Consider the following 23882-nt stretch of genomic DNA (forward strand, 5'->3'; position numbering starts at 1 on the left):
AACCGTCTGAATAAACTGCTCATTGGGGCCAGCAGCAGCTGATCACAGGGTATTAAAAGGCTTCAGCTTTAACCGGCATGCCGGTATAGACCGCTTTTTTGCTATGGCCCTGTATTATCCGGTGACGGCGTCTTACATATACCGCCACAGGATTTCACGCAGTATAAAGACATCTTATTCTGGGATGTAAAAGTAATTGCAACCCGCATTGATTTCCTGACCAATCAGGTGACCGGAACGGAAATATACCCGCTCACAATAGATGCAGCCAGACCCTTTACCGGTACTGATATCGCGGTGAATGTATCAGGAAAAGGAACACTCATAGTAACAGTACAAGTGACAGGCATGACTAAAGACCGTCCTTCCTGTAACAGACAATACATGGCTGCTGATATTATTGCTGTAATGCCTCCGTTGATGTACAAGCGCATTCATCATATTACTTACCCTAATCCATTGAGATTATCCCAAAACCTTTCAGCAGATAGTGTATATACACAGGGGCACCAGTTGATGTGCAAAGAGAGTAAAGTTATTTTGCCGCAGCGATTATTTTGATGAAATACCATTGAATGTTACTTCCCGATATCTTGTCATTTCTACAGGCTTGTTCTGCAGCCGTCTCTCTATTGTATAAATGGACTGTTTCTGCGCTTATGGTCTCATTACACGGTAATTATTCACCCGGAAGGCATCACCTGATCAAGTCCACCTATGGAGCATGTATACGACCGGTAAATAAGGTGTACAGCCCGTATAAACAGGGTATATATCACCTGAATGACCGGGAGAACTTTTTCAACAGTCTGGTAAGTGTTATATTTACTTGATACAGGACCCATACAATTGTTGCTATACCTGGGAGATTAAACAACTGAACCATGCAGACAGATATTCAAATATATTTACATTCCATTAAGGCAATCTGTCCCGATCTGACTGATGAAGAACTGTCTCTGTTTGCTTCAAAACTCACGTTGCAGCAACTGGATAAAAAAGACCTTTTTATTCAGGCAGGTAAAGTCCAGAAAGCTTTAGGGTTTATTACCCAGGGATTGATCCGTTCTTTCTTTGTCGATCTGAATGGCAATGAAATCAATGTCGGTTTCTACGCAGAAGGTGATTACGCAACGCATTATCCATCTTTCATTACACGCAAGCCCAGTAGTTATACTATTCAATGCATCGAGCAGACTACATTTTTCTGCCTTTCATTTGATGACCTGCAATGGATATACCAGCAATGTCCGAAGTTTGAAAGGTATGGTCGCCTCATTGCAGAAGAGATTTTAAAAAGGCAACAGGCGCGTATTGAAAGCTTTGTATTTCAGACTGCCGAGGAACGTTATCTTGATTTCGCGGAGCATCACGCCTTGTTATTCAACAGAGTTTCATTATCTCACCTTTCCAGCTACCTCGGTATTGAGCGACAAACACTGACCCGTATCCGCCAGAAATTAGCCCATAAATAGTTTTTGACGCATTTGCGTCAGGTCCCCCTTTCACTTATACCGGAGCTTTGCAGTATCAACTTAAAACAAACTGCAATGGCAAAGAATATCTTACTTATACTCGGTCATCCTTCAGAAAATTCTTTCTGTAATGCACTGCTTGATGCCTATCGTAAAGGTGCGGAAAGTGTCGGAGCCAATCACAAAACCATCTACATATCAAAACTGCATTTTGATGTAAATCTTGCAGATGGCTATAAAAACGGCGAAGCAATGTCGATGGAAAAAGACCTGCTTGAATCACAAGCGCTCATACAATGGGCTGACCATGTTGTGATGGCTTATCCAAACTGGTGGGGTTTTATGCCTGCGCTGGCAAAAGGTTTTATAGACAGGGTATTGCTACCCGGATTTGCATTCAAACATCAGTCAGGTAAAACCTTCCCTGAAAAACTCCTGAAAGGAAAAAGCATGCGCTTACTGGTAACAATGGATACGCCAAAATGGTGGTTCTACCTGATCTATCGCGCATCACAATATCAGATTCTGAAGTCGGTCGTCTTTGGATATGTGGGCTTCGATCCTATCCGGTTTTCAACTTTTGGATTCATAAGAAAATCAACTGAAAAACTGCGTAATAGCTGGTTAAAGAAAGTAGAACAATTAGGAAGACAGTTTAAATAAATCCATCACAAACAAACAATAAATTAAAGTTATGAAACACAATATGAAATATACTTCCGCTATACACCTTCATCCTAAAAGGCTTTCAGGATTCATTTACTCGTTTTCCTGTTAGTTACACCATTGGTATGGTTGATATGGTACGTGACCGATACTACATATCCATGGCCGGCATGGAGCTCATTTCCCTGGGCAACAGGTGTATTGTTCCACTATCTGGGTGTATTTGTTTTTAAAAAGAGTTATATTTAATTGAATCCTGATTTGAAAAGTAATAATATGAAAGCGCTGATCATCGGGGCTACCGGAGCAACCGGAAAAGACCTGACCCAAGTCCTTTTACAGGATCCTGCTTATACTGAGGTCGTAATATTTGTACGTCGTTCCGCCGGTATCAGGCATTCCAGGCTGACAGAGATCATAACCGATTTTGATAAACTGGAAGCCGTATCAGACTTCATAAAGGGAGACGTATGGTTCTCTTGTCTGGGCAGCACACTAAAAACAGCAGGCTCAAAAGAGAAACAGTGGCATATTGATTATGAGATCCCTTTGAAGTTTGCGGAGATCGCGAAGCGTAATGGTGTTCAGAAAGCGGTGTTGGTGTCTGCTTATGGAGCTTCAGCCCGTAGTAAGGTGTTTTATTCGAAAATGAAGGGGCAGCTGGAGGAGGATATTGATCGCCTTGCATTTGACCAGTATGTGATATTTAAGCCGGGGATGTTGTTAAGGAAGGATACGGACAGGGCAGGGGAACATGTATTTGGAAGGATATTGAAATTTTTGAACCGCCTGGGAATATTGAAGCGGTTCCGGCCGCTGGAGACTTCTTTGCTGGCGGAGAAATTAGCAAAGGCGCCGGGAGCGGTGGGAAGAGGGAAGCATGTGATAATATTGGAGGAGATTTTTACTTTTTAGGAATAGTGAGTAGTGGAGAGACAACCTTTTCCCAAAACGAATAACAGCTTTTGCAAAAGGCCGCAGTCCCTTGCCCGGTATTATATGTTTTTCTATGTATCTTTGCGGTTTTAACAGCCCTGCCAGCGAACTCATCGAAATTCTGCAAACAGACAGTAATTGCTCTACTTTAAAATTTGTTCATGGACATTTTCTCCGGGAGCAAAGGGAATGGTATGCAAATTATTATCAATAACGGGTAATCTGCATGACGGTTGGGGCATAAAAAATACCAAAAAATTTAGCATATTGCATACAGGAAATTGAATGTAATCTAATAGTAGGAAATGGCAACATATAGTAGTATAAAGGAAAAGCTCAATATAAAAGTTGACAAACATTTAAATGACGGTTTTGCTCATCTGACACATTACTGGCAGAATCCCGAAAATGAAGCTTCTCCATATTTTGAATCTTTCGCAGCAGATTATCTGAAAATATTGACTAGTGCGTTATCGCCGGTGGCAGAAGATACAAAGCAGCTGCATGTGCCAGTGAAATTTGACGTTCCTTTTCCTCCTAAAGACAAGCCTAAGTTCAGATTTATTGATTTGTTCGCAGGAATTGGTGGTATAAGACTCGCGTATCAGAATCTGGGAGGTAAGTGCGTGTTCACAAGCGAGTGGAACAACTTTTCAAAGAAAACTTATGAGGCTAATTTTGGTGAAGTACCATTTGGAGACATCACTAAAATTGATGAGAATGATATTCCTGACCATGACGTTTTATTAGCAGGGTTTCCTTGTCAGCCATTTTCAATTGCAGGTGTAAGCAAAAAAAATGCGTTAGGCAGAAAGCATGGATTTTTAGATGAAACACAGGGTACTCTATTTTTTGACATCGCAAGAATTCTGAAGCATAAACAGCCTTCGGCTTTTATGTTGGAAAATGTAAAAAACCTTGTTTCGCATGATAAGGGGAATACATTCAAAGTAATAAAAAATACACTCACTGAATTGGGTTATACCATTCATTTTCAGGTGTTGGATGGCAAACACTATGTGCCTCAACATAGAGAAAGGATCATCATTGTTGGTTTCAGGGATGAACAATTTAAAGGGAAGGAAAATTTCCAGTTCCCTAAATTGCCGGAACCAAGCGTGAAAATGAGAGATATTCTTGAGGAAGAAATAGAAAGCAAGTATACCCTGAGTGATAAACTGTGGAGTTATCTGCAGAATTATGCAGCTAAACATAAAGCGCAGGGAAATGGTTTTGGTTTTGGATTGACAGATTTAAACGGTATTTCAAGAACTATTTCTGCAAGATATTATAAGGATGGTTCTGAGATTCTGATTCCACAGAATGGCATTAATCCAAGACGTCTGACGCCGAGAGAATGTGCAAGGTTGCAAGGTTTCCCGGATGACTTTATTATTCCGGTTTCAGATAATCAGGCTTACAGACAATTTGGAAACTCGGTGACTGTACCGCTTATCCAGGCTGTTGGTAAACAATTAGTCAAAACATTATTAGCAATCAATGAACCTGCAGAATCTCAAAAAGCTGTTTGCTGATAATGGCTGTAATAAGATTTATGTCAAAGTACTTTCGCCAAACGATAATTCAAAAAACCAGGTCTATTTAGGCGGCAGTTTTGAGGTTGTCAATATTCTTCCAATTTCCGCAATTACAACCGAAGCAGCTGGCGACTGGAAAAAGGAACGCTTTAAAGCTTCCATCAATTTCGGCTGGATAGGGGAGGACGGGAATATTTATCCTGCACCCAATGCACAACTTATACTTTATCCCAAATATCCGGAAGTAAGGTTTTCAGGCTTTCTCCTGGGCTGCGATAATCCGCCGTCAGAGCTAATGACACAAAGATTAGCCGGCAGACTGTTATTTTTTGGAGTCGGGAAAAATGGAACCGTTCTCGGATATGTAGCAGCTCCGGATGCCGGCATCGCCGATGAGTTTAACAAACAGCCGCAGATAACCGGACATGGCATTTTCAAGGTGATTGAATTGCCGCAGGTGGTCAATAACAGAGAAAAATTGCTCGCAGAATTATTACGTATTCACAAGTTGGATTGGATAACTTCTAAAAGACTCGATAGGAATGGAAATGTTTTGCCTTGCGAATCTTCAAATTGTGGCGGCTATACCTTAGAGGCTGAATTAGGGATTAAACCTAATGGCTATTCAGAACCTGACTATTTAGGGTGGGAGATAAAACAGTTTGGAGTAACCGCATTGACACGCGTTAATTCCGCTGTAATTACCCTGATGACGCCTGAGCCAACCAATGGCATCTATAAGGATGAGGGGGTGAAAGAATTCCTGAATAGATATGGTTACGCTGATAAGACAGGAAGGCAGGACCGTATTAACTTTGGCGGCACTCATAAAGCAGGTGTCAGGAATAAAGCAACAAATCTTGAAATGCAGCTGATTGGTTTTGATGCTGCCACCGGGAAAATAAGAAATGCAAACGGGCGTATTGCGCTGATTGACCAGAATGGCAACGACGCAGCATCATGGAGTTTTGCATCAATGCTTTTACATTGGAATAAGAAGCACAATCAGGCCTGTTATGTGCCTTCACTTTCAAATACCACTGAGAACAAGGTTTATAAGTATGCCAGCAAGGTGATTTTAGGAACGGGTACAGACTTTCAGTTATTCTTAAAAGAAATGGCTTTGGGGCATATATACTATGATCCAGGCATCAAAATGGAGAATGCTTCGACGAAACCTGCAATAAAGAAACGGAGTCAGTTCAGGATCAGATCACAATATTTAAGCAATCTTTATCACAATAGTGAAATTGTTGAGCTGAAATAAGCATCAGAAGTAGGGAAGAAAAGTGTGATAATGAATGTGCAACGGAGATTTGCTATAAACAAAAAAGCTTCAGGCTTTACAACCTGAAGCTTTTTTCTGCGGACCAGACGGGACTCGAACCCGCGACCTCCGCCGTGACAGGGCGGCATTCTAACCAACTGAACTACTGATCCTTCCCTTGTTTTCGGGGCAGCAAAGATAGCAACAAACAAATCAATTATGCAAATCTTTTTTAAAAAATATTTTAGCGTTTATCTTTACAGCGTACTTTAACCAATTTTATACACAAATATGCAATTCCTGGATTTTGAGAAACCTATTGAGGACCTGTATGATCAGTTGGCAAAACTGAAGGAGAATGGCGCAAAGTCAGGTGTAGACGTTACAGCTACCGTGAAGGAGTATGAGCAGAAAATCGCTGATACCCGCCTCGAAGTGTACGACCACCTGACCAGTTACCAGAAGGTACTGCTCAGTAGGCATCCCGATAGGCCCTATACGCTTGCCTACATCGAGAAGATGTGTACCAATTTCGTGGAGCTGCACGGCGACAGGAATGTGAAAGACGATAAAGCCATGGTCGGCGGCTTCGCTGAGCTCGATGGTGAAACTGTCATGTTCATTGGTCAGCAGAAGGGGATAAATACCAAAATGCGTCAGATCCGCAACTTTGGGATGGCTAACCCGGAAGGTTACAGAAAGGCGCTTCGCCTCATGAAACTGGCAGAAAAGTTCAACAAGCCTATTGTTACGCTGATAGATACTCCCGGTGCTTATCCTGGTCTCGAAGCTGAAGAGCGCGGACAAGGTGAGGCCATCGCCCGCAATATTTTCGAAATGGTAAAATTACGGGTGCCGGTTATCTGTATCATTATCGGTGAAGGTGCTTCCGGTGGTGCATTGGGTATCGGTATCGGCGACAGGATCCTGATGCTGGAAAACAGCTGGTATACAGTGATTTCGCCAGAAAACTGCTCCACAATCCTCTGGCGTAGCTGGAACTTTAAGGAGAAAGCTGCCGAAGAACTGAAGCTGACTTCCGACCATATGAGCCGCTTTGGCCTCGTGGACGGTGTCATCAAAGAACCACTGGGTGGCGCACATGTGAATCCGGACGAAATGGCGGATATTCTCAAGAAGAAGATCAAGGATACCCTGGCAGAACTGAAAAAGATCGACGCCGATACCCGTATCGAGCAGCGTATCGATAAGTTCAGCAACATGGGCTTTTTTGAAGAACGCTAAAAATATTTCGTTTTATACCATTCCAAATTATAATCTTTGCACCTCTTTACGATTGATAAAGAGGGCGATTTGGAATTTGTTATCTGGAATCTACACTCAATATGGAACAATTGAAAGGCACCGGTGTGGCACTGGTTACGCCCTTTAAAAAAGACGAAAGCATCGACTGGAATGCTTTGGAGAAAGTGATTGATCATGTGATTTCCGGCGGGGTTGACTACGTAGTATCCCTGGGGACCACCGGAGAAACTCCTACACTTAGCTCAGAAGAGAAGCTGGACATTATGAAATTTACCTTCGAAAAGGTAAATAAACGCGTACCGGTGGTTGTAGGCATTGGTGACTACAATACCCGCGACGTTGTCAAGCGACTCGAAACCTGTCCGCTGGAAGAAGCTGCTGCTGTACTGAGCGTTGCTCCCTATTACAGTAAGCCCAGCCAGGAAGGATTGTTCCAACACTATAAGGCCGTTGCGGCAGCATCCCCCAAACCGATTATCCTGTACAACGTACCTGGCAGAACAGGTCGTAACATGACAGCGCAGACAACCCTGCGCCTGGCGAAAGAGGTAGGCAACATCGTGGCTATGAAAGAAGCCAGCGGTGATATGGTGCAGTGTATGCAGATCATCAAAGACAAACCAAAGGACTTCCTGGTTGTCAGCGGTGACGATGCACTGGCATTCCCTCAGATCGCAACCGGTATGGACGGACTGATCTCTGTGGCAGCTAACTACTTCGCAAAGGATGTAGCTGACATGGTGAAGGCTGCGCTGGCCAGTGATAACGTAAAAGCGCGTGAACTGCATTACAAACTGCAGGATTCCTTCGATCTGATGTTCGAAGAGAACAACCCTGCCGGTGTAAAAGCATTCATGGCAGAAGGTGGCCTGATCGAAAATGTATTCCGCCTGCCGGTAGTGCCGGTAAGCGCTGGTCTGCAAAGCCGTATCGCTGCTTTCAACAAAAACTACAAGTAAACCAATAACTGGTAAAAATAGTGATCCCCGTTCTGCCTGGCAGGACGGGGATCTTTGTTTTATGAGGTATACTGACTGATCAGATGATATAACTGACGCCTTCCAGTGCCAGATCGGAATTAGGGAATACTTCCCGGCATTCTGCCTCAAATGGTGTCAGGTCTGTGTATTTCGAAGAGAAATGCCCTATAATGAGCCGGTGTGCATTCGCTTTTAATGCCAGGGTGGCTGCCTCCACAGTTGTGCTGTGAAACCTTTCGGCCGCCCTTTCTGCCAGATTGTGCAGATAGGTCGTCTCATGGTAGACAAGGTCTGCATCTTTGGCGAAAGGGATCAGGTCCTCAGCGAAACGGGTATCTGCATAATACACATACTTCTTACCCGGAGGCGGCGCCAGCGTAACCCAGTCATTCTTGACGAGTAAACCATCTTTACGCTGATAATCAGCGCCTTGCTGTAATTTACTGAAATAAGCGGCTGGTATCTCATAAGCCTTGGCCTGATCCGGAATGATCTTACGCCTGCGTTTCTGCATTTCAAAGATAAATCCATAGCAGGGAATACGGTGTTGAGTGGGAAAGAAGCTGACCTTCAGATCTTTATCTTCGAGAATAACACCTTGATGCTCTTCCAGCAGCGGTACAAACTGTAACTCAAACTGCAGGATGGTACCTGAGCATTGCATCTGGAGCTGTAAAATAGCCTCGAGTTCCGGCGGACCAAACACCGTCAGGGGGTCCTGCCGTCCAAGCAGACTAAGGCTGTTAATAAGCCCGATAAGGCCGAAATAATGATCTCCGTGAAGGTGGCTGATAAATACATATCTCAGGCGGCTCCTTCTGATCTTATAGCGCGCAAACTGTAATTGTGTGCCTTCTCCGCAATCCACCAGTATCAGCTGATCATTACATGTCACTATCTGAGCCGTCGGATGTCTTTCTAACGTGGGAAGAGCTGAGTTATTACCTAAAATGGTGACTGCAAACATGAACGAAAAAAAATATTTACCAAAAATCCTTATTTATTCCGGAAAATGGAATTGAATTCCACATTCCGGAAAAATATGGCATCAATGTGAGTGCAGGGAAAAAATCATTCCTCATCCTGCAATAATTCCCTTTCGAGATCTTCCATCATGACCATGTCAATGGCTTCAGACATCGTAGGGACGAGGTTATACGCCGTTTCATCGGCAATTTTAAGGTCATTTGTTAAAGTGCTGTTAAGGCCGGTTACAGCGCAGGACAGTCCGCTGTCATACTGCTGGTGATATACTGTTAAAATGGCTTTAATCCCTTCCTCATCGGCTTTTTCCACTAAGGCCATGTCCAGTATAAGGTTACGTCCATCCAGACCTGGTAATTCTGATACCTCCCTGGTAAACCCGGCTGACAAATTAGCATCCAGTTGCGTAATTTGAGGCTGTACGATCAGGATTTTTTCTTTGGTATCAATTTTGAATTCCATAAGTAAGATTTTCTTTTATAAGTTAGTAAATAAGTAATCGGGAATCCTGCCAAATAACAGCCTTCTTTCTTACTTAACAGCCCTCAATTGTACACTTGTACTATTAAAGTGTTAGGGTAAAGGTAAATCAAAATTATTTGCTAATATTGTATAAGCAAGTCCCCGTAAGGGTTTTAATAATTTAATATTCTCACAATGGACCAGAATTTTTCACCGCAAGTAAAGGAGATCATTTCGTTTAGCAGAGAGGAAGCTTTACGCTTGGGAAATGATTTCATCGGCACAGAGCACCTGCTGCTAGGCATAATTCGAGAAGGGGAAGGGACAGCTGTTAAAATTCTGCAGGCCTTAAATGTAGACCTTTATGAACTTCGTAAAGAGGTTGAGTTGGCCGTAAAAGATAAGACAGGAAAAAATATTGCCAATATCAACAGTCTACCGCTTACAAGGCAGGCAGAAAAGGTTATACGTGTTACCGTGCTCGAGGCAAAAGCCCTCAAAAGCCCAACCGTGGAAACCGAGCATTTAATGCTTTCAATCCTCAAGAATAAAGAAAACGTTTGTACACAAATCTTACAACAGTTTGACGTGGATTACGACACTTTTAAAAACGAACTGGGCTTCGTAAAATCAGCCGATCCCAAGGCAGAGTTTGATGATCCTGGAGAAGAGGAGTTTGAAGATGAGCGTAAGAGCTTTGCCTCCAAGGCCAAACAGACCAATACCAAGTCCAAAACCCCTGTGCTGGATAATTTCGGCAGGGATATTACCAAGCTGGCCGAGAGTGGCAGCTTAGACCCTATTGTTGGTCGCGAGCAGGAAATCGAGCGTGTATCGCAGATATTATCCCGCCGTAAAAAGAACAATCCGATCCTTATCGGGGAACCGGGTGTGGGTAAAACAGCTATCGTGGAAGGTCTCGCGCTGCGTATCGTACAGCGTAAGGTGTCCCGTGTACTGTTTGACAAACGCGTGGTAAGCCTTGATCTGGCGGCGCTGGTAGCAGGAACAAAATATCGCGGACAGTTCGAAGAAAGGATGAAAGCCATCATGAACGAACTGGAAAAGAACCGTGATGTGATCCTGTTCATCGACGAGATCCATACCATTGTTGGTGCAGGTGGTGCTTCAGGTTCCCTGGACGCTTCCAACATCTTCAAACCGGCTTTGGCTCGTGGAGAACTCCAGTGCATCGGTGCCTCTACTCTCGATGAGTACCGTATGTACATCGAGAAAGATGGCGCGTTAGACCGTCGTTTCCAGAAAGTAATGGTAGAACCTCCAACCGTGGATGAAACTATTCAGATCCTGAATAACATCAAACCACGTTACGAAGAATACCATAACGTAAGCTATTCTCAGGATGCGATCGAAGCGTGTGTTAAACTCAGCGACCGTTACATGACAGACCGTCTGTTACCTGATAAGGCGATCGACGTACTGGATGAAGTTGGCGCAAGAGTACACCTGAAAAATATCAATGTTCCGCAGAACATCCTCGACCTTGAAAAACAGATCGAAGATATCAAGCAGGAAAAAAATAAAGTCGTAAAAAGCCAGCGTTTTGAAGAAGCTGCTGCATTACGCGATACTGAAAAGAAACTCGGAGAAGACCTGGAAAAGGCAAAGAACGTTTGGGAAGAAGAAGTGAAGCACAAACGTTATCCGATCGACGAAGAAGCTATCGCAGAAGTAGTAAGCATGATGACAGGTATCCCTGTTAAACGCATGGTACAGGCTGAAACTGAAAAACTCCGCCGCATGGGTGAAGACCTGAAAGGCGCTGTGGTTGGTCAGGACGAAGCCATCTCAAAAGTTACAAAGGCGATCCAGCGTAACAGGGTAGGGTTGAAAGATCCTAAGAAACCAATCGGTACTTTCATCTTCCTTGGTCCTACCGGGGTTGGTAAAACCGAGCTGGCAAAATCCCTCGCACGTTATATGTTCGACTCAGAAGATAGCCTCATCCGCATCGATATGAGTGAATATATGGAGAAATTCTCCGTAAGCCGTCTGATTGGTGCGCCTCCGGGATACGTTGGTTATGAAGAAGGTGGTCAGCTGACTGAAAAAGTTCGCCGTAAACCTTACTCTGTAATCCTCCTGGATGAAATCGAGAAAGCTCACCCGGACATCTACAACATCCTGTTACAGGTGCTGGACGATGGTATCCTGACCGACGGTCTGGGTCGTAAGGTGGATTTCAAGAACACCCTCATCATCATGACGTCTAACATCGGTGTACGTCAGCTGAAAGATTTCGGTGCAGGCGTTGGTTTCACTACCTCCGCAAAAGCAAGCAGCGAAGAAGACAATACAAAATCAGTAATTGAAAAAGCACTGAAACGTACCTTCTCTCCTGAGTTCCTGAACCGTATCGATGATGTTATCATATTCAACTCTCTGAGCAAAGAGCATATCTATACCATCATAGATATCACTATGCAGAGTGTACTGAAACGTCTGCAGAACCTTGGCTTCAGCCTGGAACTGACAGAAGAAGCCAAAGGCTTCCTCGCAGAGAAAGGTTACGACCAACAGTTCGGCGCACGTCCGCTGCACAGAGCCATCCAGAAATATCTGGAAGATCCACTGGCAGAGGAAATCCTGAATATGAACATCCATAACGGAGACGTCCTCATTGCAGATCTGGACAAGGAAAATCAGAAACTGATCTTCACTTTAAAGAACTCTCCAAAGAGTAACAAATCCGAAAAATCAGAGGCATAATAAGCCATAGTTGATAGAAATGTTTTGATAAAGATCCCGGGCGTAAGTCCGGGATTTTTTTGTTTATACCTGAAGATACCTGTATAGATAAGTAGTAGAAATATAGGTAGCTGGAATGCAGACAGTAGAAGACAGATAATTAAAAGATGACAGTTGTATAAGCAGAAGTATAGATAGATAGATAAGTAGAAGAAATATAGTTAGCTAAAATGTAAATAGTAGAAGAGAATAAGAAAAGATAGACAGCTGGATAAGCAGAAATGTAGGATAGGTAAGTAGAAGAAATATAGCAAGCTATAATGAAGAAAATAGAAGACGAATAGGGTAAAATATAGACAGCCGAATAGACAGGGTAGTAGATAGCCAGGTAGAAGAAATATCGGTAACTGGAATGCAGATAATAGAAAACAGATTAGGCACCAGTAGACAGTAGAAAGATAGAGATAAACAAATAACCGAATGGCAGAAAAGAAGATAGGCAACAGTATTAACATACGACTATTCCCTAAGCATCAGACACTAGCAGCGGAGGGGTTGAGGTGGAGACAAAGGGCCTTAGCCCTTTGAGATCCTGACCGCCTGACAACGTATAATCCACCTCCCATCGCCCAACACGCCCCCCGCCGCCCCATAGCATCCCTCGAAAAAGGGCATCAGCCCGGCGTCCCACCTCAAACCGCAGCCAGCCATCCCCGATAAGAGACTTAATCAACATCAACTAACACTTAAACCCCGCAGCCCGCCCGCCAAAATCAGCTATCTTAACCAGCAAGCCAAACCCACCATTACACTCATATAAGTATATGATACAACAATGATTACCTGACACTTGCATTAAATATAACATGAATGTGTTACCTCACTGCTATATCCCTGAATTCCGGGATATGGTAATCAGTGCTCCTCATATATTTGAAAAATAAACAAATGATAACCAACCCTATATAAAACTCAATTGTAAGTCAAAATCATACGTTCATGTCATAACACGAATGTTAATAATATTAGATATTTGCACTATACAATACTGCTAAGGTTGTTTCACTTAGCATCTGCATAAATCGTTTCGTAAACAGACATGTGAACAATAAGCACATCCACATTTTTTTAACCTGACATTTTTACTGAAAGACTGAAGTGCCTGGCAAACGCGGGTGATCAGACTGTGTAGTTTATTCAAATTAAACTATCAGCCTGTAAATGTGCATGATTTACTCATGTTGGGTTTAGTTTGCAATTACATCACAACAATTATTTAATAGCATAATCATAAAATCTATCTATCCCTATACTATGAAATCAGTTATACGCAACACTTCCCGTACACTCGTTCTGGCTGGTGGCATCACGCTGGCAGCTACTGCCGCCAACGCTCAGATGAAGATTGGTGACAACCCTTCCCAGATCACTAAATCAGCTATTCTCGAGCTGAATAGTACCAAGCAGGGTCTCTTGCTGCCAAGAGTGCCAAACTTTACAGCTATCGACGCCGCCATCGGAACTGATGTCGTAGATGGAATGGTTGTATACCTGGCAAGTGGTAGTGCTACCACCGAAGGTATCTATATGAGAAAAGCAGGTGCCTGGGTGAAGATAGCAAGTACTGCAGATGCACTGGCTAACTGGAGCCTGAAAGGTAATGCAGGTACCACTGCAACGGACTACATCGGTACTTCTGATGCACAGCCACTGTCCATCCGTACGAATGGCGTAGAAGCAATCGGCGTACAGGCTGACAGACAGGTGAAACTCTCTGCAGTTAATGCAGACAACACCACTTTAGAAGTGATTATGTTGAGCGCTGCCGGTATCGTAGCTAAAAGAACATTACCGCAGACCGCCTTCAACACCCTGTTCAACAACATCAAAACTACCGCTGATTCTGCAAACGCAGCATTCAACGTGACTGAAAATGTGGCAACTGGTGAAGTTACTGTAAATGCACCGATCCTGGCGCCATCTACTACTGCTACCTACGGTTTCCTGAAAAAATCTGATTGGGATAAATTGCAGGCTCTGTCCAGCGGCAGCAATATGACCATCGCTGACTTTATCACTACTGTGGCTGCTGCTGAAGTAAATAGAGGTGGCCGTATCACTTATGATGCAGCGACTGCCAGCTATAAACTGGAACTCGTTGCTGCCGGCGCTGCACAAGCAGGTATCGTAACCACTGGTGCACAAACTTTTGGTGGTGATAAGACCTTCAACGGTGCAACTACCGTAGCTAATACTCTGGATGTAAGCGGAGCTGCTACACTGGGTAATAACCTGTCTGTAGCTGGTACTTCCACACTGACTGGTGCTACCACAGTAGGCGGTACACTCGGTGTAACCGGTGCTACCAACTTAGGTAACAACCTTACTGTAACTGGTGGAACTACCCTGAACACACTGGCGGTAACCAACGGAACAACCCTCAATGGTACTTTAAACCTGACTACAGTTGCAAACGCGGCCACTGCCACATCTTATGATGTGTTGGTACGTGAAGGTAGCACAGTGACCAAAAGACCTTTTGATCTCGACGCTATCGCAAAAGCAATCCGTACAATCAATGCAGGTACCGGTGCAACTGATAACGTGAACGTGAATTTCAAAACTGATAGCGTAGGTACAAACTTCGATATTCAGGCAACTGCAAACGATGTATCATTCAATCTGCCTAACGCAAGCGCAGTAGACGCTTCTCATACTGCTGCTCAACGAGGTGTGGTGTCAACTGGTAACCAGAGCTTCGCGGGTAACAAAAGCTTCGCTGCCGGCGTAGCCGTAGGTACCAACGCTCCGGCCAATTCAACACTGCAGGTGAATGGTTCGGTGCAGATGAGAATCTACAGAACAACTGCATCTTATACAATCAACGATACCGATAACACAGTACTGGCTGACGCAACAAGTGGTTCTCTGACCATCACACTGCCTGCGCCTTCTGTTGCTATCGCTGGTCGTATCTATACTATCAAGAAGATCGTACAGGAGATATCAACAACTCCGTAAAGATCCAGCCAGCTGCAGGTACCATCGAAGGTGGTGCTGATTATATGATCTACAACGACTGGACTTTCGTTACAGTACAGACTGATGGTGTTAACTGGTACATCATCAGGAAATAATAAGAATCTTATTTAACAGGAGTAGCCTCGTGCTGCTCCTGTTACTCATTATTACGCTGTATTTCCAGTAACCTACCTATAAAGACCTATGAAAATATTGAATTGTCGCGGCGGAATCCTGAGCTTATGTGCATTTTTATTGCCTGTACTTGCACATGCGCAACAGTTAAAACTGGGATCCGCTCCTACAGTGATCGAGAAATCTGCATTGTTAGACCTGAACAGTGATAAACAGGGCTTGTTATTACCCCGTGTAAGTGATTACAGCGTTGCCCCATTGAACGCTGCTCCAGATGGTATGATCATTTACTATGTTCCTGATAAGATGCTCTATATCAGGAAAAATGGTATCTGGAGAAAACTGATCGACGAAACCACAACTACCACTGGTATTACATCCGTAAATGGACAAACTGGTCCTGCTGTTACCTTAACCACCAACAATATTACTGAGTCTGTCAACCTGTATTACACCGATGCAAGAGCAAGGGCTGCATTCAGCGCCGGCACGGGTATCGGTATCGCCGCAGGTGGCGTGATCTCCGCTTTAAATACAACCGCACTCTGGAATGCTTCTCAGCTACAGGGACGAAACATTTCTACTACTGCTCCTGCTAATAACTATGTCCTGACATGGGACAATGCCACCAGCACATGGATGCCTAAAGCGCCTGCAGTTGGTGGATCTGGTACTGTGACTTCCGTAGGCTTATCACTGCCTTCTATCTTCACAGTAACGAATAGCCCGGTCACTACCTCGGGTACCTTAACAGCGACATTTAATAACCAGAACCAAAGACTGTTTTTTGCTTCTCCGGTATGGTCAAATGGTGCACCGTCTTTCAGAGCACTGGACGCAAATGATATTCCTAATATAGATGCAGGTAAGATCACCAGCGGTGTATTACCTGTCGCACAAGGTGGTACCGGTATCAACTACCTCGGTTCTGCAAAAGATGTGATGAGAGTAAAGGCAGATGGAAGTGGTATTGAATGGTCGAATGATTATGTAGCACTGACTTCTACACCTAACTTCAATGGAGATGTGACTGCTACCGGTAACTTCTATTCTGTAAATACTTCCCTCGTGAATGTGGGTACCGCCGGCACCTATACGAAAGTAACTACTGATGCAAAAGGTAGGGTAACTAATGGTACCACATTGCAGGATAGCGATATTCCCGGTCTTGATGCCAGTAAGATCATCAATGGCGTATTTCCTATCGCAAGGGGTGGTCTGGGATTGAATTATTTCGGTTCTGCCGGACAATCTATCCGCGTGAACAGTGGTGGTAACGGCTTCGAATATTATACTCCTTCCGCTTCTTCTACTACCATCACTTTAACGGGTGATGCAACAGGTAGCGGTACAACCAGTATCCCGGTTACACTCGCCAACAGTGGTGTAACCGCCGGTACTTATACAAAAGTAACCGTTGATGCAAAAGGTCGCGTTACTACTGGTGCCGCCCTTGCCGCCGGTGATATTCCTGCGGGTTCAGCGAATTATATCCAGAACATCAGTTCCGGCACACAAACCGCTAACTATGCGATCAGTGGTAATGGTAGCCTGGGTGGAAACTTCACCCTGTCATCTATGACAGCAGGCTCCGTATTGTTTGCAGGTACGGGTGGTCTCGTCTCTCAGAAGAACGCCAACTTCTTCTGGGATAATAGTAACAACCGTCTCGGCGTAGGTGTCAATGCACCCGGTAATACACTGGATGTAGGGGGTACCGTAGCTGGTACCGGTGTTTCCGGTCTGCGTCTGAGAGCTTTAAATAGTGCTACCGTTCAACCTTATAACAGTAAGGTATTATCGATCAATAACAACGGCGATGTGATCGTGACACAGAATGCTGCCGCAAGTAACTGGTTGATCACCGGTAATAGTGGGGTAGATGCAAATAACCAGTTCCTCGGTACAACTGATGATAATAAAATGGTGATCAGATCCAACAATACACCATTGCTGGAATTTGGCCGCAGACAAACATTAGGATTGACAGAAGGCTATACAGACTATACGGATAACGATGAGATGGTGACCCACCTGCGTTCTGCATTGCAATTCGCAGTACCTGCATCCGTGAATTTTTATAAGCCTAAGATGTGGACAAATACAGATGGTAATTTCCGTATGAAAGGTTGCTCCGCCGGTACCGACTATTTTGAGTTTGGTGCTACTGGTACCAACAACGCTGGTGGTTTCGAATTTATCATTGGTGATGATGGTGATGAACCGATCGTTTTCAAAAGCTATAATTATACAGGACCAACGTTCACCGAAATCATGAGAATGCAGAACCTGAACGTGGGGATCGGCCTTGGTGGTGCCACACCTGCAAAGCGTTTACACGTCAATGCAAACAATGATGCGATTCGTATCACTAACCTTTCCTCAGGTACTGGTGCTGCATTGGTAGTGGCGAGCAATGGAGATGTGACAAAAGCGACGTCTATTGATAACACGCCAATAGGCGATAACACGGCTGCCAGTGGCACATTTACGACGCTTTCTGTTGGAACAGCTGCTTTAAACCTGAGTAACAACAACAATAACAACATTAACATCGGCAATAACTCCTTTTACAGAATTACTGGTCCGAATAACAACTTTACAATAACCAGTATAGCGGGAGGCTCTGATGGTCGTATGATTACCTTGTACAACGCGACCGGTCAGAATATGACAATCTCTAACGAAAATACCGGAGGAGGAATTACTGCAGCTAACAGGATATTGACTAACAGCACCAATATCACTACCACCGGTCAGGGTTCCGTTACACTGATCTATTCCGGTAGTGACAACAGATGGATTGTTACAGCCTTTGTTCCATAACAATTAAAACCACAGGAAGCGATACTAAAGCATAATACCTGCATGAAGAGATATTTACTCATATTATGTTTGCTGGTTCTCTCAATAAATACCATACACGCCCAGCAGGCTGCCTATATTCCTGCTGATGGTAAAGTATGGAGCTTTGGGAATGTTGCCTTCTTTGGCGATGTGACCAATGATGGAACGCTGGGCTCAAGCCCGGCCTCTGTGCTTTACTTCCTTGGAAAACAATGGACAAATGGTAATACCGCTTTATTGTCAGATGAAAGTACTTCCGGTAAAGACGGTACAGGTGGCACCTTCCGTTTTGCCGGTAATAAAGGGCAGCAGATCATTGCCGGTGGATATAACGTAGCCGCTAAAGCAGGTCCCGGCTTCCCCAATCTGGAAGTCAGTAATGCAAATGGTATCATCCTCGCAGATCTGAATGATCTGCAGGTAAGAAATACTTTACAGCTTACCAACGGTCACGTATACTTGAACGGATGGAACTTACAGGTAGGTGTGAATAACCCGGGTAAGATCACCGGTTATAGTGATCAACGTTTTATTGTCACCGGACCGGAAACAGGCGGTGGATTTCTGTATCGTGCAAAATTGAGCAGTGCCGCCGGACAGGTAGTATTTCCCGTAGGGACAAATGCCACTAACTATGCACCGGCCGGTGTGAGATATGAAGGAAGTCCGGAAGATTTTAAAGCACGCGTATTTGACAGCGTATTCACGCAGGCTATCTCCGGCAGAACAGTATATGACAGTGTGGTCTTCAAAACATGGAATCTGGGACAGGAGGGGAATGGTACCGGATTGACAGCCGTCGCTTTACAACATATGGATGCTGATGAAGCGCCTGAATATCGTGTGAACCGTTCCAGCAGTTATATCAGTACTTTTCAGGAACGTAACTGGGAACTCCGTAAATCAGTAAATGATAATATGACCGCCGGCACACTGACTACACAACCAATGCGTCAGTCTGCTACCATGCACTCACGTGGCATGGAAGGCATCGGAAACAATACTTATTTCGCCAAACTGGCATCTTTATCTTATAGTTATCTCCCGGCTGATTTCATACACTTTAACGCGTATCGTATCAGCTATTCACTGGTGGATATCGTATGGGCAACTACCCGCGAAACCAACAATGCTGTATTTGAGATCGAGCGTATGCTGGATAATGAAACGGTATTTAAGAAAATTGCTACCGTGGCCACCAAAGCGCCAAACGGTTACAGCACAACCCGCCTCGATTACTATTATCAGGATACAAATGATTACGACGGCTGGAGCTACTACCGTATAAAGGCAGTATCCGCTACCGGAAAATATGTGTACACAGATGTGAGAGAAGTCGGACCATTAATCCAGGCCACTGTATTCCCGAACCCGAACTATGGTCAGTTTAAGGTAACGGTGAGAGGCATTAAGACGCCGCTGATCGTACAGATATTCGATACATGGGGTCAATTGATCCGCAAACAGGAAATGGTTGGTCAGAGTGAGTTGAATATCAAAGACATGCCTACAGGTACCTACTTCCTGGTATTGACGCATAAAGAAAGCGGAAAACAAGCCTATGTCTGCAAAGTTGTCGTAATAGACCATTGATGCTGATGATATTGCATTTTTCCTTTAACTTTACACCGTCTATTACTTCATACAGCATTTAATAAAAGGGGTTTTGAAAAAGATTATTATCACGATCGATGGTTATTCTTCATGTGGAAAGAGTACGCTGGCAAAACAACTGGCAGCGCAACTGGATTATGTCTACATTGACAGCGGAGCCATGTACCGTGCTATCACCCTTTATTTTATTCAGAACCGGGTGGATTGGACAAATCATGATGCTGTAAAAGAAGCTTTGCGTGATATCCACCTTGAATTTGAATTCAACCCGATCTCTCAGGCATCTGAAATTACCCTCAACGGGGAAAATGTAGAGCACATGATCCGGGAAATGCTTGTAGCGGAGAAAGTGAGCGAAGTAGCCGCCGTAAAAGAAGTGCGCGAATTCGCAGTGGCCCAGCAACAAAAAATGGGCGTTAAAAAAGGGATCGTAATGGACGGAAGGGATATCGGTACAACGGTATTTCCGGACGCAGAACTGAAAATATTCATGACCGCTGATGCAGCTATCCGCGTAGAACGCCGCTTCAAAGAGCTCTATGCCAAAAATAAAAACATCAGCATCCATGAGGTAAAGGAAAACCTTGAACTCAGGGATTATATCGATACCAACCGCGAGATCAGCCCCCTCAGAAAAGCGGAAGATGCTATCATTCTGGACAATAGCCAGCTAAGTCAGGATGAACAGCTGAAACTGGTAATTCAGTGGGTAGAAGATGCTACTTTGGTGCAATCCTGAAATTATTTTTTAGTTTTAAGAAATCCTTTTTAAATTTGTTGTGTTCCCGGTCATATACCGGGGAGAAACCCTTTCGGTAATTTTCCACATCCTCTCGAATTTCCTGCAATTTTATTGTATCGTGTTGACCGGTTCATATCAGTGTGCCGTTTACAATATATTATACCCAACGTGGTCAAGAGAAGTCGTATAAGGTCTCAACAGATCTTAGTATAACTATATCCACAGACCTGTTGCTATTAACCGTTACTAAACTATTTTATATATATATCGTGGCTTTGTGGGCTGATATCTATTAAACTTAATGTGGTGCAGGGCAGGGATGCCTGCCTTTGCTCCATATTTTCAGTAGGTGTATTCGGTTAATAGGAAGAAGGGGCGAATTCTTTCGCCCTTTCGCTTTTTTAATTAACTTGTGGTATTACCCGGCTGATGCATGTTTAAAGGCTATTTCTATCTACTTTTCTTGCTATTGTTGGTAAAAGGGAATGATATTCAGGCACAGGATTCAGTGCTTGTATTCCGTACGCTCGATTCTGCCCGACGGCTTCCCGGTGATACCGGTAAAGTGAACTGGCTGATTGATAAAGGCAGATCGCTGGGACGGTACTTTGACAAACGTGGGACAGAAAACCCCTTTTTTCAGGAAGCAATTACTCTTTCGCTGCGCATGAAATATGCGCGTGGCGCCTTCAATGCATACAACGAAACCGGCATCTCCAAAAGAAATAAATCGGAATATCTCCTTGCCGCCGATTATCATCAGAAAGCTGTTAAATACGCTGAAGAAGCAAGAAATGACCTTTGGCTTTGTATCGCCCTGAACAATACCGGCGTCGATTACCGCCGTATGGACGATCAGCTGGAAAAGGCATTCGATTACCATTTCAGAGCCCTCCAGCTGGCCGAAAAAATTAATGACATCCGTAATATCTGCATCGCCATCAATAGTATCGGGAACATTCATCTCTCCACCGAAAAATATGCGGAAGCAATCAACCATTTTGAAAAAGCCCTCGAACTGGAAAAACAAAGCAAGAATAATCTGGGCGTTGCCATCAACCTCGGCAATATCGGTTATGCTTATCAGGGATTGAAAAAACTGGACCTCGCTATTGAATACTATAAAAAATCACTGGCTGTTAACCAGCAACTGGATAATAGTGTCGGACTCGCTATCTGTTATAACTCTCTCGGATCTGTATATCAGGAGAAAAAAGACTACGCCCGTGCACTCGAATACCTGAATAAAGCATTGGAAGTAAATGGAAATGTAGATGATAAGGTGCATGTCGCAGAAAGTTACCTGAACATTGGGAAGTTATGGAGCCTGCAGGGTAAACATGAAGAAGCCCGGAAATACTTTATGCAATCTATTAACCTGAGTCTTATCTGGCGTTTCAAATACCTGTTGATGGAAGCTTATAAGGCAATGGCCGGCGACTTCAAAGCATCGGGTGATTTCAAACGTTCCATGGAAGCATTGGATAAGTCGCTCGTATATAAGGATAGCCTGATCAATGAAAAGTCTTCGCTGGCATGGGCACAGACACAGGCCATCTATGAGGTGGACCGTAAGGATAATCAGATTAAGCTGCTGGAGCATGATAAACAGATGAGTGAACTGCGCACCCGTCGGAATGTAGTCTATACCCTGTCAATGGCAGGATTTGTACTGATGCTCGGCGTAGGTGGATTCTTCTATATCCGGCACAGAAATCTTGAAACCAAGAAACAGACCCTGCAGCTGGAACTGCGTTCCCTGCGTGCACAGATGAATCCTCACTTTATCTTCAATTCACTGAGTTCCATTCACAGGTTTATCTGGAGCAATAATCAGGAAGAAGCGTCAGACTACCTGACGAAATTTTCCCGCTTAATGAGAATGATACTTGATAATACGCAGTACACATTCATATCTTTGAATAAGGAACTGGAATCATTACGCCTGTACCTTGATCTGGAAAAGTTGCGTTGTAACGATGTGTTTGAGTACCAGATCTCCGTCGCCGATGACATTAATGAAGAAGAAGTAATGATTCCGCCGATGATCATTCAACCATATGTAGAGAATGCAATCTGGCATGGTCTGGTGCATAAATCCGGCCGGGGCATGTTGGATATAGAAGTCACACTGAAAGGAAAAACCCTGACCTGTACGGTAACAGATAATGGTATAGGACGGAAAAAGGCAATAGAAATAAAGGAAAAAAAAGGACAAACCCATCGCTCAATGGGTATGAAGGTAACAGAAGGCCGTATAGACCTCATCAGGAAGATCAACAATACCAAAGAAGCAGATGTGACGATTATAGACCTGGAAGATGAGACTGGTAAAGCATCAGGTACAAAGGTGACACTCATCTTACCGGTGGAATTTATATTTTAAAAAACCTACACAGACAGCATGAGCGAAATTAAAGCAATCATCGTTGATGATGAGCAACACTGTATAGATGCTCTTCAGACTATGCTTCAGAAGAAATGTCCGGAAGTGACTGTACTGGGAGGCGTAAATAGTGTAAAAGAAGCAAAGGAACTGATAACGGAATTACAACCGGACGTGGTGTTCCTCGATGTGGAAATGCCACATCAGAATGGCTTTGAGTTGCTGAAAATGTTCGATAAGATCACTTTTGATGTAATATTCACTACTGCCTATGAACAGTATGCCCTGAAAGCAATTAAATTCAATGCCCTTGATTACCTGCTGAAGCCTTTCAGTGTGAAAGAGTTACAGGACGCGATCCAGAAATGCATCGTTCGTCGCAACAGCAATGCGAATAATGGTCAACTGGAAACAACCACTTCTCCTCTGGAAGTATTCCTGCAGAATATGAAAACGCTGCATCAGACACACAAGAAAATAGCGCTCCCAACCATTAATGGATTGGTTTTTATGCCGGTACAGAATATAGTACGCTGCGAATCAACTGGTAACTATACCCGTATCTTTTTCACAGATAAAAAGAACCTTATGGTATCCAGACCGTTAAAGGAATTTGAGGAGCTATTGACCGACGTAGATTTTTTCCGCGTACATAATTCACACCTGATTAATCTGCAACAGATGCAATCTTATATACAAGGTGAAGGCGGGTTTGCACTGATGAGTGACGGGACGCAGGTAGAAATTTCACGAAGAAGGAAGGCTGATTTTCTAAAAAAGGCGATGCAGTTCTAACCAGATTTAATCTGTTTTACGCCACTTACAGGAAATAGACCACCGGATAATAATTCTCT

The 23882-nt window shown here is 43.9% G+C and carries 18 protein-coding genes and 1 tRNA gene; 16 read left to right on the forward strand and 3 right to left on the reverse strand.

All coding sequences use genetic code 11. The features are described 5' to 3' along the window. The first annotated feature begins 228 nt into the window (after positions 1 to 228). The 7 genes from FEF09_RS04965 (at position 229) to FEF09_RS04995 (ending at position 5882) form a co-directional block, all read left to right on the forward strand. Positions 229 to 561 (forward strand): hypothetical protein, encoded by a 333-nt coding sequence (locus FEF09_RS04965; protein ID WP_146304096.1) that lies wholly within the window; start codon positions 229 to 231, stop codon positions 559 to 561. A gap of 323 nt (positions 562 to 884) precedes the next feature. After that, entirely contained in the window at positions 885 to 1475 is a 591-nt protein-coding gene (locus FEF09_RS04970) for a Crp/Fnr family transcriptional regulator (RefSeq protein WP_146304097.1), read from the forward strand. 75 nt (positions 1476 to 1550) lie between these two features. Further along, positions 1551 to 2138 carry an NAD(P)H-dependent oxidoreductase gene (locus tag FEF09_RS04975; RefSeq protein ID WP_146304098.1) on the forward strand — a complete coding sequence of 196 codons (588 nt, stop codon included), beginning with the start codon at positions 1551 to 1553 and terminating at the stop codon, positions 2136 to 2138. 90 nt (positions 2139 to 2228) lie between these two features. Beyond that, the gene (locus FEF09_RS34685) at positions 2229 to 2390 is read left to right on the forward strand and encodes a 2TM domain-containing protein (protein WP_146304349.1); all 162 of its coding nucleotides are present in this window, start codon (positions 2229 to 2231) and stop codon (positions 2388 to 2390) included. A 12-nt stretch (positions 2391 to 2402) separates the two neighbouring features. Further along, a complete protein-coding gene (locus FEF09_RS04985) occupies positions 2403 to 3056 on the forward strand; it encodes an NAD(P)H-binding protein (protein ID WP_261387336.1) in 654 nt (217 codons plus the stop codon). 326 nt (positions 3057 to 3382) lie between these two features. Then, the gene (gene dcm, locus FEF09_RS04990; protein ID WP_146304099.1) at positions 3383 to 4612 is read left to right on the forward strand and encodes a DNA (cytosine-5-)-methyltransferase; all 1230 of its coding nucleotides are present in this window, start codon (positions 3383 to 3385) and stop codon (positions 4610 to 4612) included. Beyond that, a complete protein-coding gene (locus FEF09_RS04995) occupies positions 4578 to 5882 on the forward strand; it encodes an MvaI/BcnI family restriction endonuclease (RefSeq protein ID WP_146304100.1) in 1305 nt (434 codons plus the stop codon). Before dcm ends, FEF09_RS04995 begins: the two co-directional genes overlap by 35 nt. Before the next feature lie 99 nt (positions 5883 to 5981). On the opposite strand, the gene FEF09_RS05000 is transcribed toward FEF09_RS04995, so the two are convergent. Beyond that, positions 5982 to 6055: transfer RNA gene (locus tag FEF09_RS05000), tRNA-Asp, on the reverse strand. 118 nt (positions 6056 to 6173) lie between these two features. Between FEF09_RS05000 and FEF09_RS05005 the strand changes: the two genes are divergently transcribed. Next, on the forward strand, positions 6174 to 7127 hold the full coding sequence (locus tag FEF09_RS05005) for an acetyl-CoA carboxylase carboxyltransferase subunit alpha (RefSeq protein ID WP_012794201.1): 954 nt from the start codon (positions 6174 to 6176) through the stop codon (positions 7125 to 7127). A 101-nt stretch (positions 7128 to 7228) separates the two neighbouring features. Continuing rightward, positions 7229 to 8107: a 4-hydroxy-tetrahydrodipicolinate synthase gene (gene dapA / locus FEF09_RS05010; RefSeq protein ID WP_146304101.1), complete on the forward strand. Its 879-nt coding sequence runs from the start codon at positions 7229 to 7231 to the stop codon at positions 8105 to 8107. Between the two features lie 79 nt (positions 8108 to 8186). Here dapA and FEF09_RS05015 read toward each other — a convergent pair whose 3' ends face one another. Beyond that, a complete protein-coding gene (locus tag FEF09_RS05015) occupies positions 8187 to 9095 on the reverse strand; it encodes a ribonuclease Z (RefSeq protein WP_146304102.1) in 909 nt (302 codons plus the stop codon). A gap of 104 nt (positions 9096 to 9199) precedes the next feature. Then, positions 9200 to 9574: a hypothetical protein gene (locus FEF09_RS05020; protein WP_146304103.1), complete on the reverse strand. Its 375-nt coding sequence runs from the start codon at positions 9572 to 9574 to the stop codon at positions 9200 to 9202. Positions 9575 to 9769: 195 nt separating this feature from the next. Between FEF09_RS05020 and FEF09_RS05025 the strand changes: the two genes are divergently transcribed. The 7 genes from FEF09_RS05025 (at position 9770) to FEF09_RS05055 (ending at position 23823) form a co-directional block, all read left to right on the forward strand. After that, positions 9770 to 12304, forward strand: a complete 2535-nt coding sequence (locus FEF09_RS05025; RefSeq protein WP_146304104.1) for an ATP-dependent Clp protease ATP-binding subunit — start codon at positions 9770 to 9772, stop codon at positions 12302 to 12304. 1293 nt (positions 12305 to 13597) lie between these two features. Further along, positions 13598 to 15304, forward strand: a complete 1707-nt coding sequence (locus tag FEF09_RS05030) for a hypothetical protein (RefSeq protein ID WP_146304105.1) — start codon at positions 13598 to 13600, stop codon at positions 15302 to 15304. 204 nt (positions 15305 to 15508) lie between these two features. Next, positions 15509 to 18265, forward strand: a complete 2757-nt coding sequence (locus tag FEF09_RS05035; RefSeq protein WP_146304106.1) for a beta strand repeat-containing protein — start codon at positions 15509 to 15511, stop codon at positions 18263 to 18265. Between the two features lie 42 nt (positions 18266 to 18307). Beyond that, on the forward strand, positions 18308 to 19879 hold the full coding sequence (locus FEF09_RS05040) for a T9SS type A sorting domain-containing protein (RefSeq protein WP_146304107.1): 1572 nt from the start codon (positions 18308 to 18310) through the stop codon (positions 19877 to 19879). A 73-nt stretch (positions 19880 to 19952) separates the two neighbouring features. Continuing rightward, positions 19953 to 20639, forward strand: a complete 687-nt coding sequence (gene cmk, locus FEF09_RS05045; protein ID WP_146304108.1) for a (d)CMP kinase — start codon at positions 19953 to 19955, stop codon at positions 20637 to 20639. Positions 20640 to 21075: 436 nt separating this feature from the next. Further along, positions 21076 to 23028 carry a tetratricopeptide repeat protein gene (locus FEF09_RS05050; protein ID WP_146304109.1) on the forward strand — a complete coding sequence of 651 codons (1953 nt, stop codon included), beginning with the start codon at positions 21076 to 21078 and terminating at the stop codon, positions 23026 to 23028. 18 nt (positions 23029 to 23046) lie between these two features. Further along, positions 23047 to 23823 carry a LytR/AlgR family response regulator transcription factor gene (locus FEF09_RS05055; RefSeq protein ID WP_146304110.1) on the forward strand — a complete coding sequence of 259 codons (777 nt, stop codon included), beginning with the start codon at positions 23047 to 23049 and terminating at the stop codon, positions 23821 to 23823. The last annotated feature ends 59 nt before the right edge of the window (positions 23824 to 23882 follow it).

It is taken from the genome of Chitinophaga pinensis (assembly GCF_007896845.1).
GTDB lineage: Bacteria > Bacteroidota > Bacteroidia > Chitinophagales > Chitinophagaceae > Chitinophaga > Chitinophaga pinensis_C.

Excerpts from the sequence above, each read along its gene's own strand:
- FEF09_RS04970 (WP_146304097.1), top strand. The coding sequence starts at position 885 with ATGCAGACAGATATTCAAATATATTTACATTCCATTAAGGCAATCTGT.
- FEF09_RS04975 (WP_146304098.1), top strand. The coding sequence starts at position 1,551 with ATGGCAAAGAATATCTTACTTATACTCGGTCATCCTTCAGAAAATTCT.
- dcm (WP_146304099.1), top strand. The coding sequence starts at position 3,383 with ATGGCAACATATAGTAGTATAAAGGAAAAGCTCAATATAAAAGTTGAC.
- FEF09_RS04995 (WP_146304100.1), top strand. The coding sequence starts at position 4,578 with ATGAACCTGCAGAATCTCAAAAAGCTGTTTGCTGATAATGGCTGTAAT.
- FEF09_RS05005 (WP_012794201.1), top strand. The coding sequence starts at position 6,174 with ATGCAATTCCTGGATTTTGAGAAACCTATTGAGGACCTGTATGATCAG.
- dapA (WP_146304101.1), top strand. The coding sequence starts at position 7,229 with ATGGAACAATTGAAAGGCACCGGTGTGGCACTGGTTACGCCCTTTAAA.
- FEF09_RS05015 (WP_146304102.1), bottom strand. The coding sequence starts at position 9,095 with ATGTTTGCAGTCACCATTTTAGGTAATAACTCAGCTCTTCCCACGTTA.
- FEF09_RS05020 (WP_146304103.1), bottom strand. The coding sequence starts at position 9,574 with ATGGAATTCAAAATTGATACCAAAGAAAAAATCCTGATCGTACAGCCT.
- FEF09_RS05025 (WP_146304104.1), top strand. The coding sequence starts at position 9,770 with ATGGACCAGAATTTTTCACCGCAAGTAAAGGAGATCATTTCGTTTAGC.
- FEF09_RS05030 (WP_146304105.1), top strand. The coding sequence starts at position 13,598 with ATGAAATCAGTTATACGCAACACTTCCCGTACACTCGTTCTGGCTGGT.
- FEF09_RS05035 (WP_146304106.1), top strand. The coding sequence starts at position 15,509 with ATGAAAATATTGAATTGTCGCGGCGGAATCCTGAGCTTATGTGCATTT.
- FEF09_RS05040 (WP_146304107.1), top strand. The coding sequence starts at position 18,308 with ATGAAGAGATATTTACTCATATTATGTTTGCTGGTTCTCTCAATAAAT.
- FEF09_RS05050 (WP_146304109.1), top strand. The coding sequence starts at position 21,076 with ATGTTTAAAGGCTATTTCTATCTACTTTTCTTGCTATTGTTGGTAAAA.
- FEF09_RS05055 (WP_146304110.1), top strand. The coding sequence starts at position 23,047 with ATGAGCGAAATTAAAGCAATCATCGTTGATGATGAGCAACACTGTATA.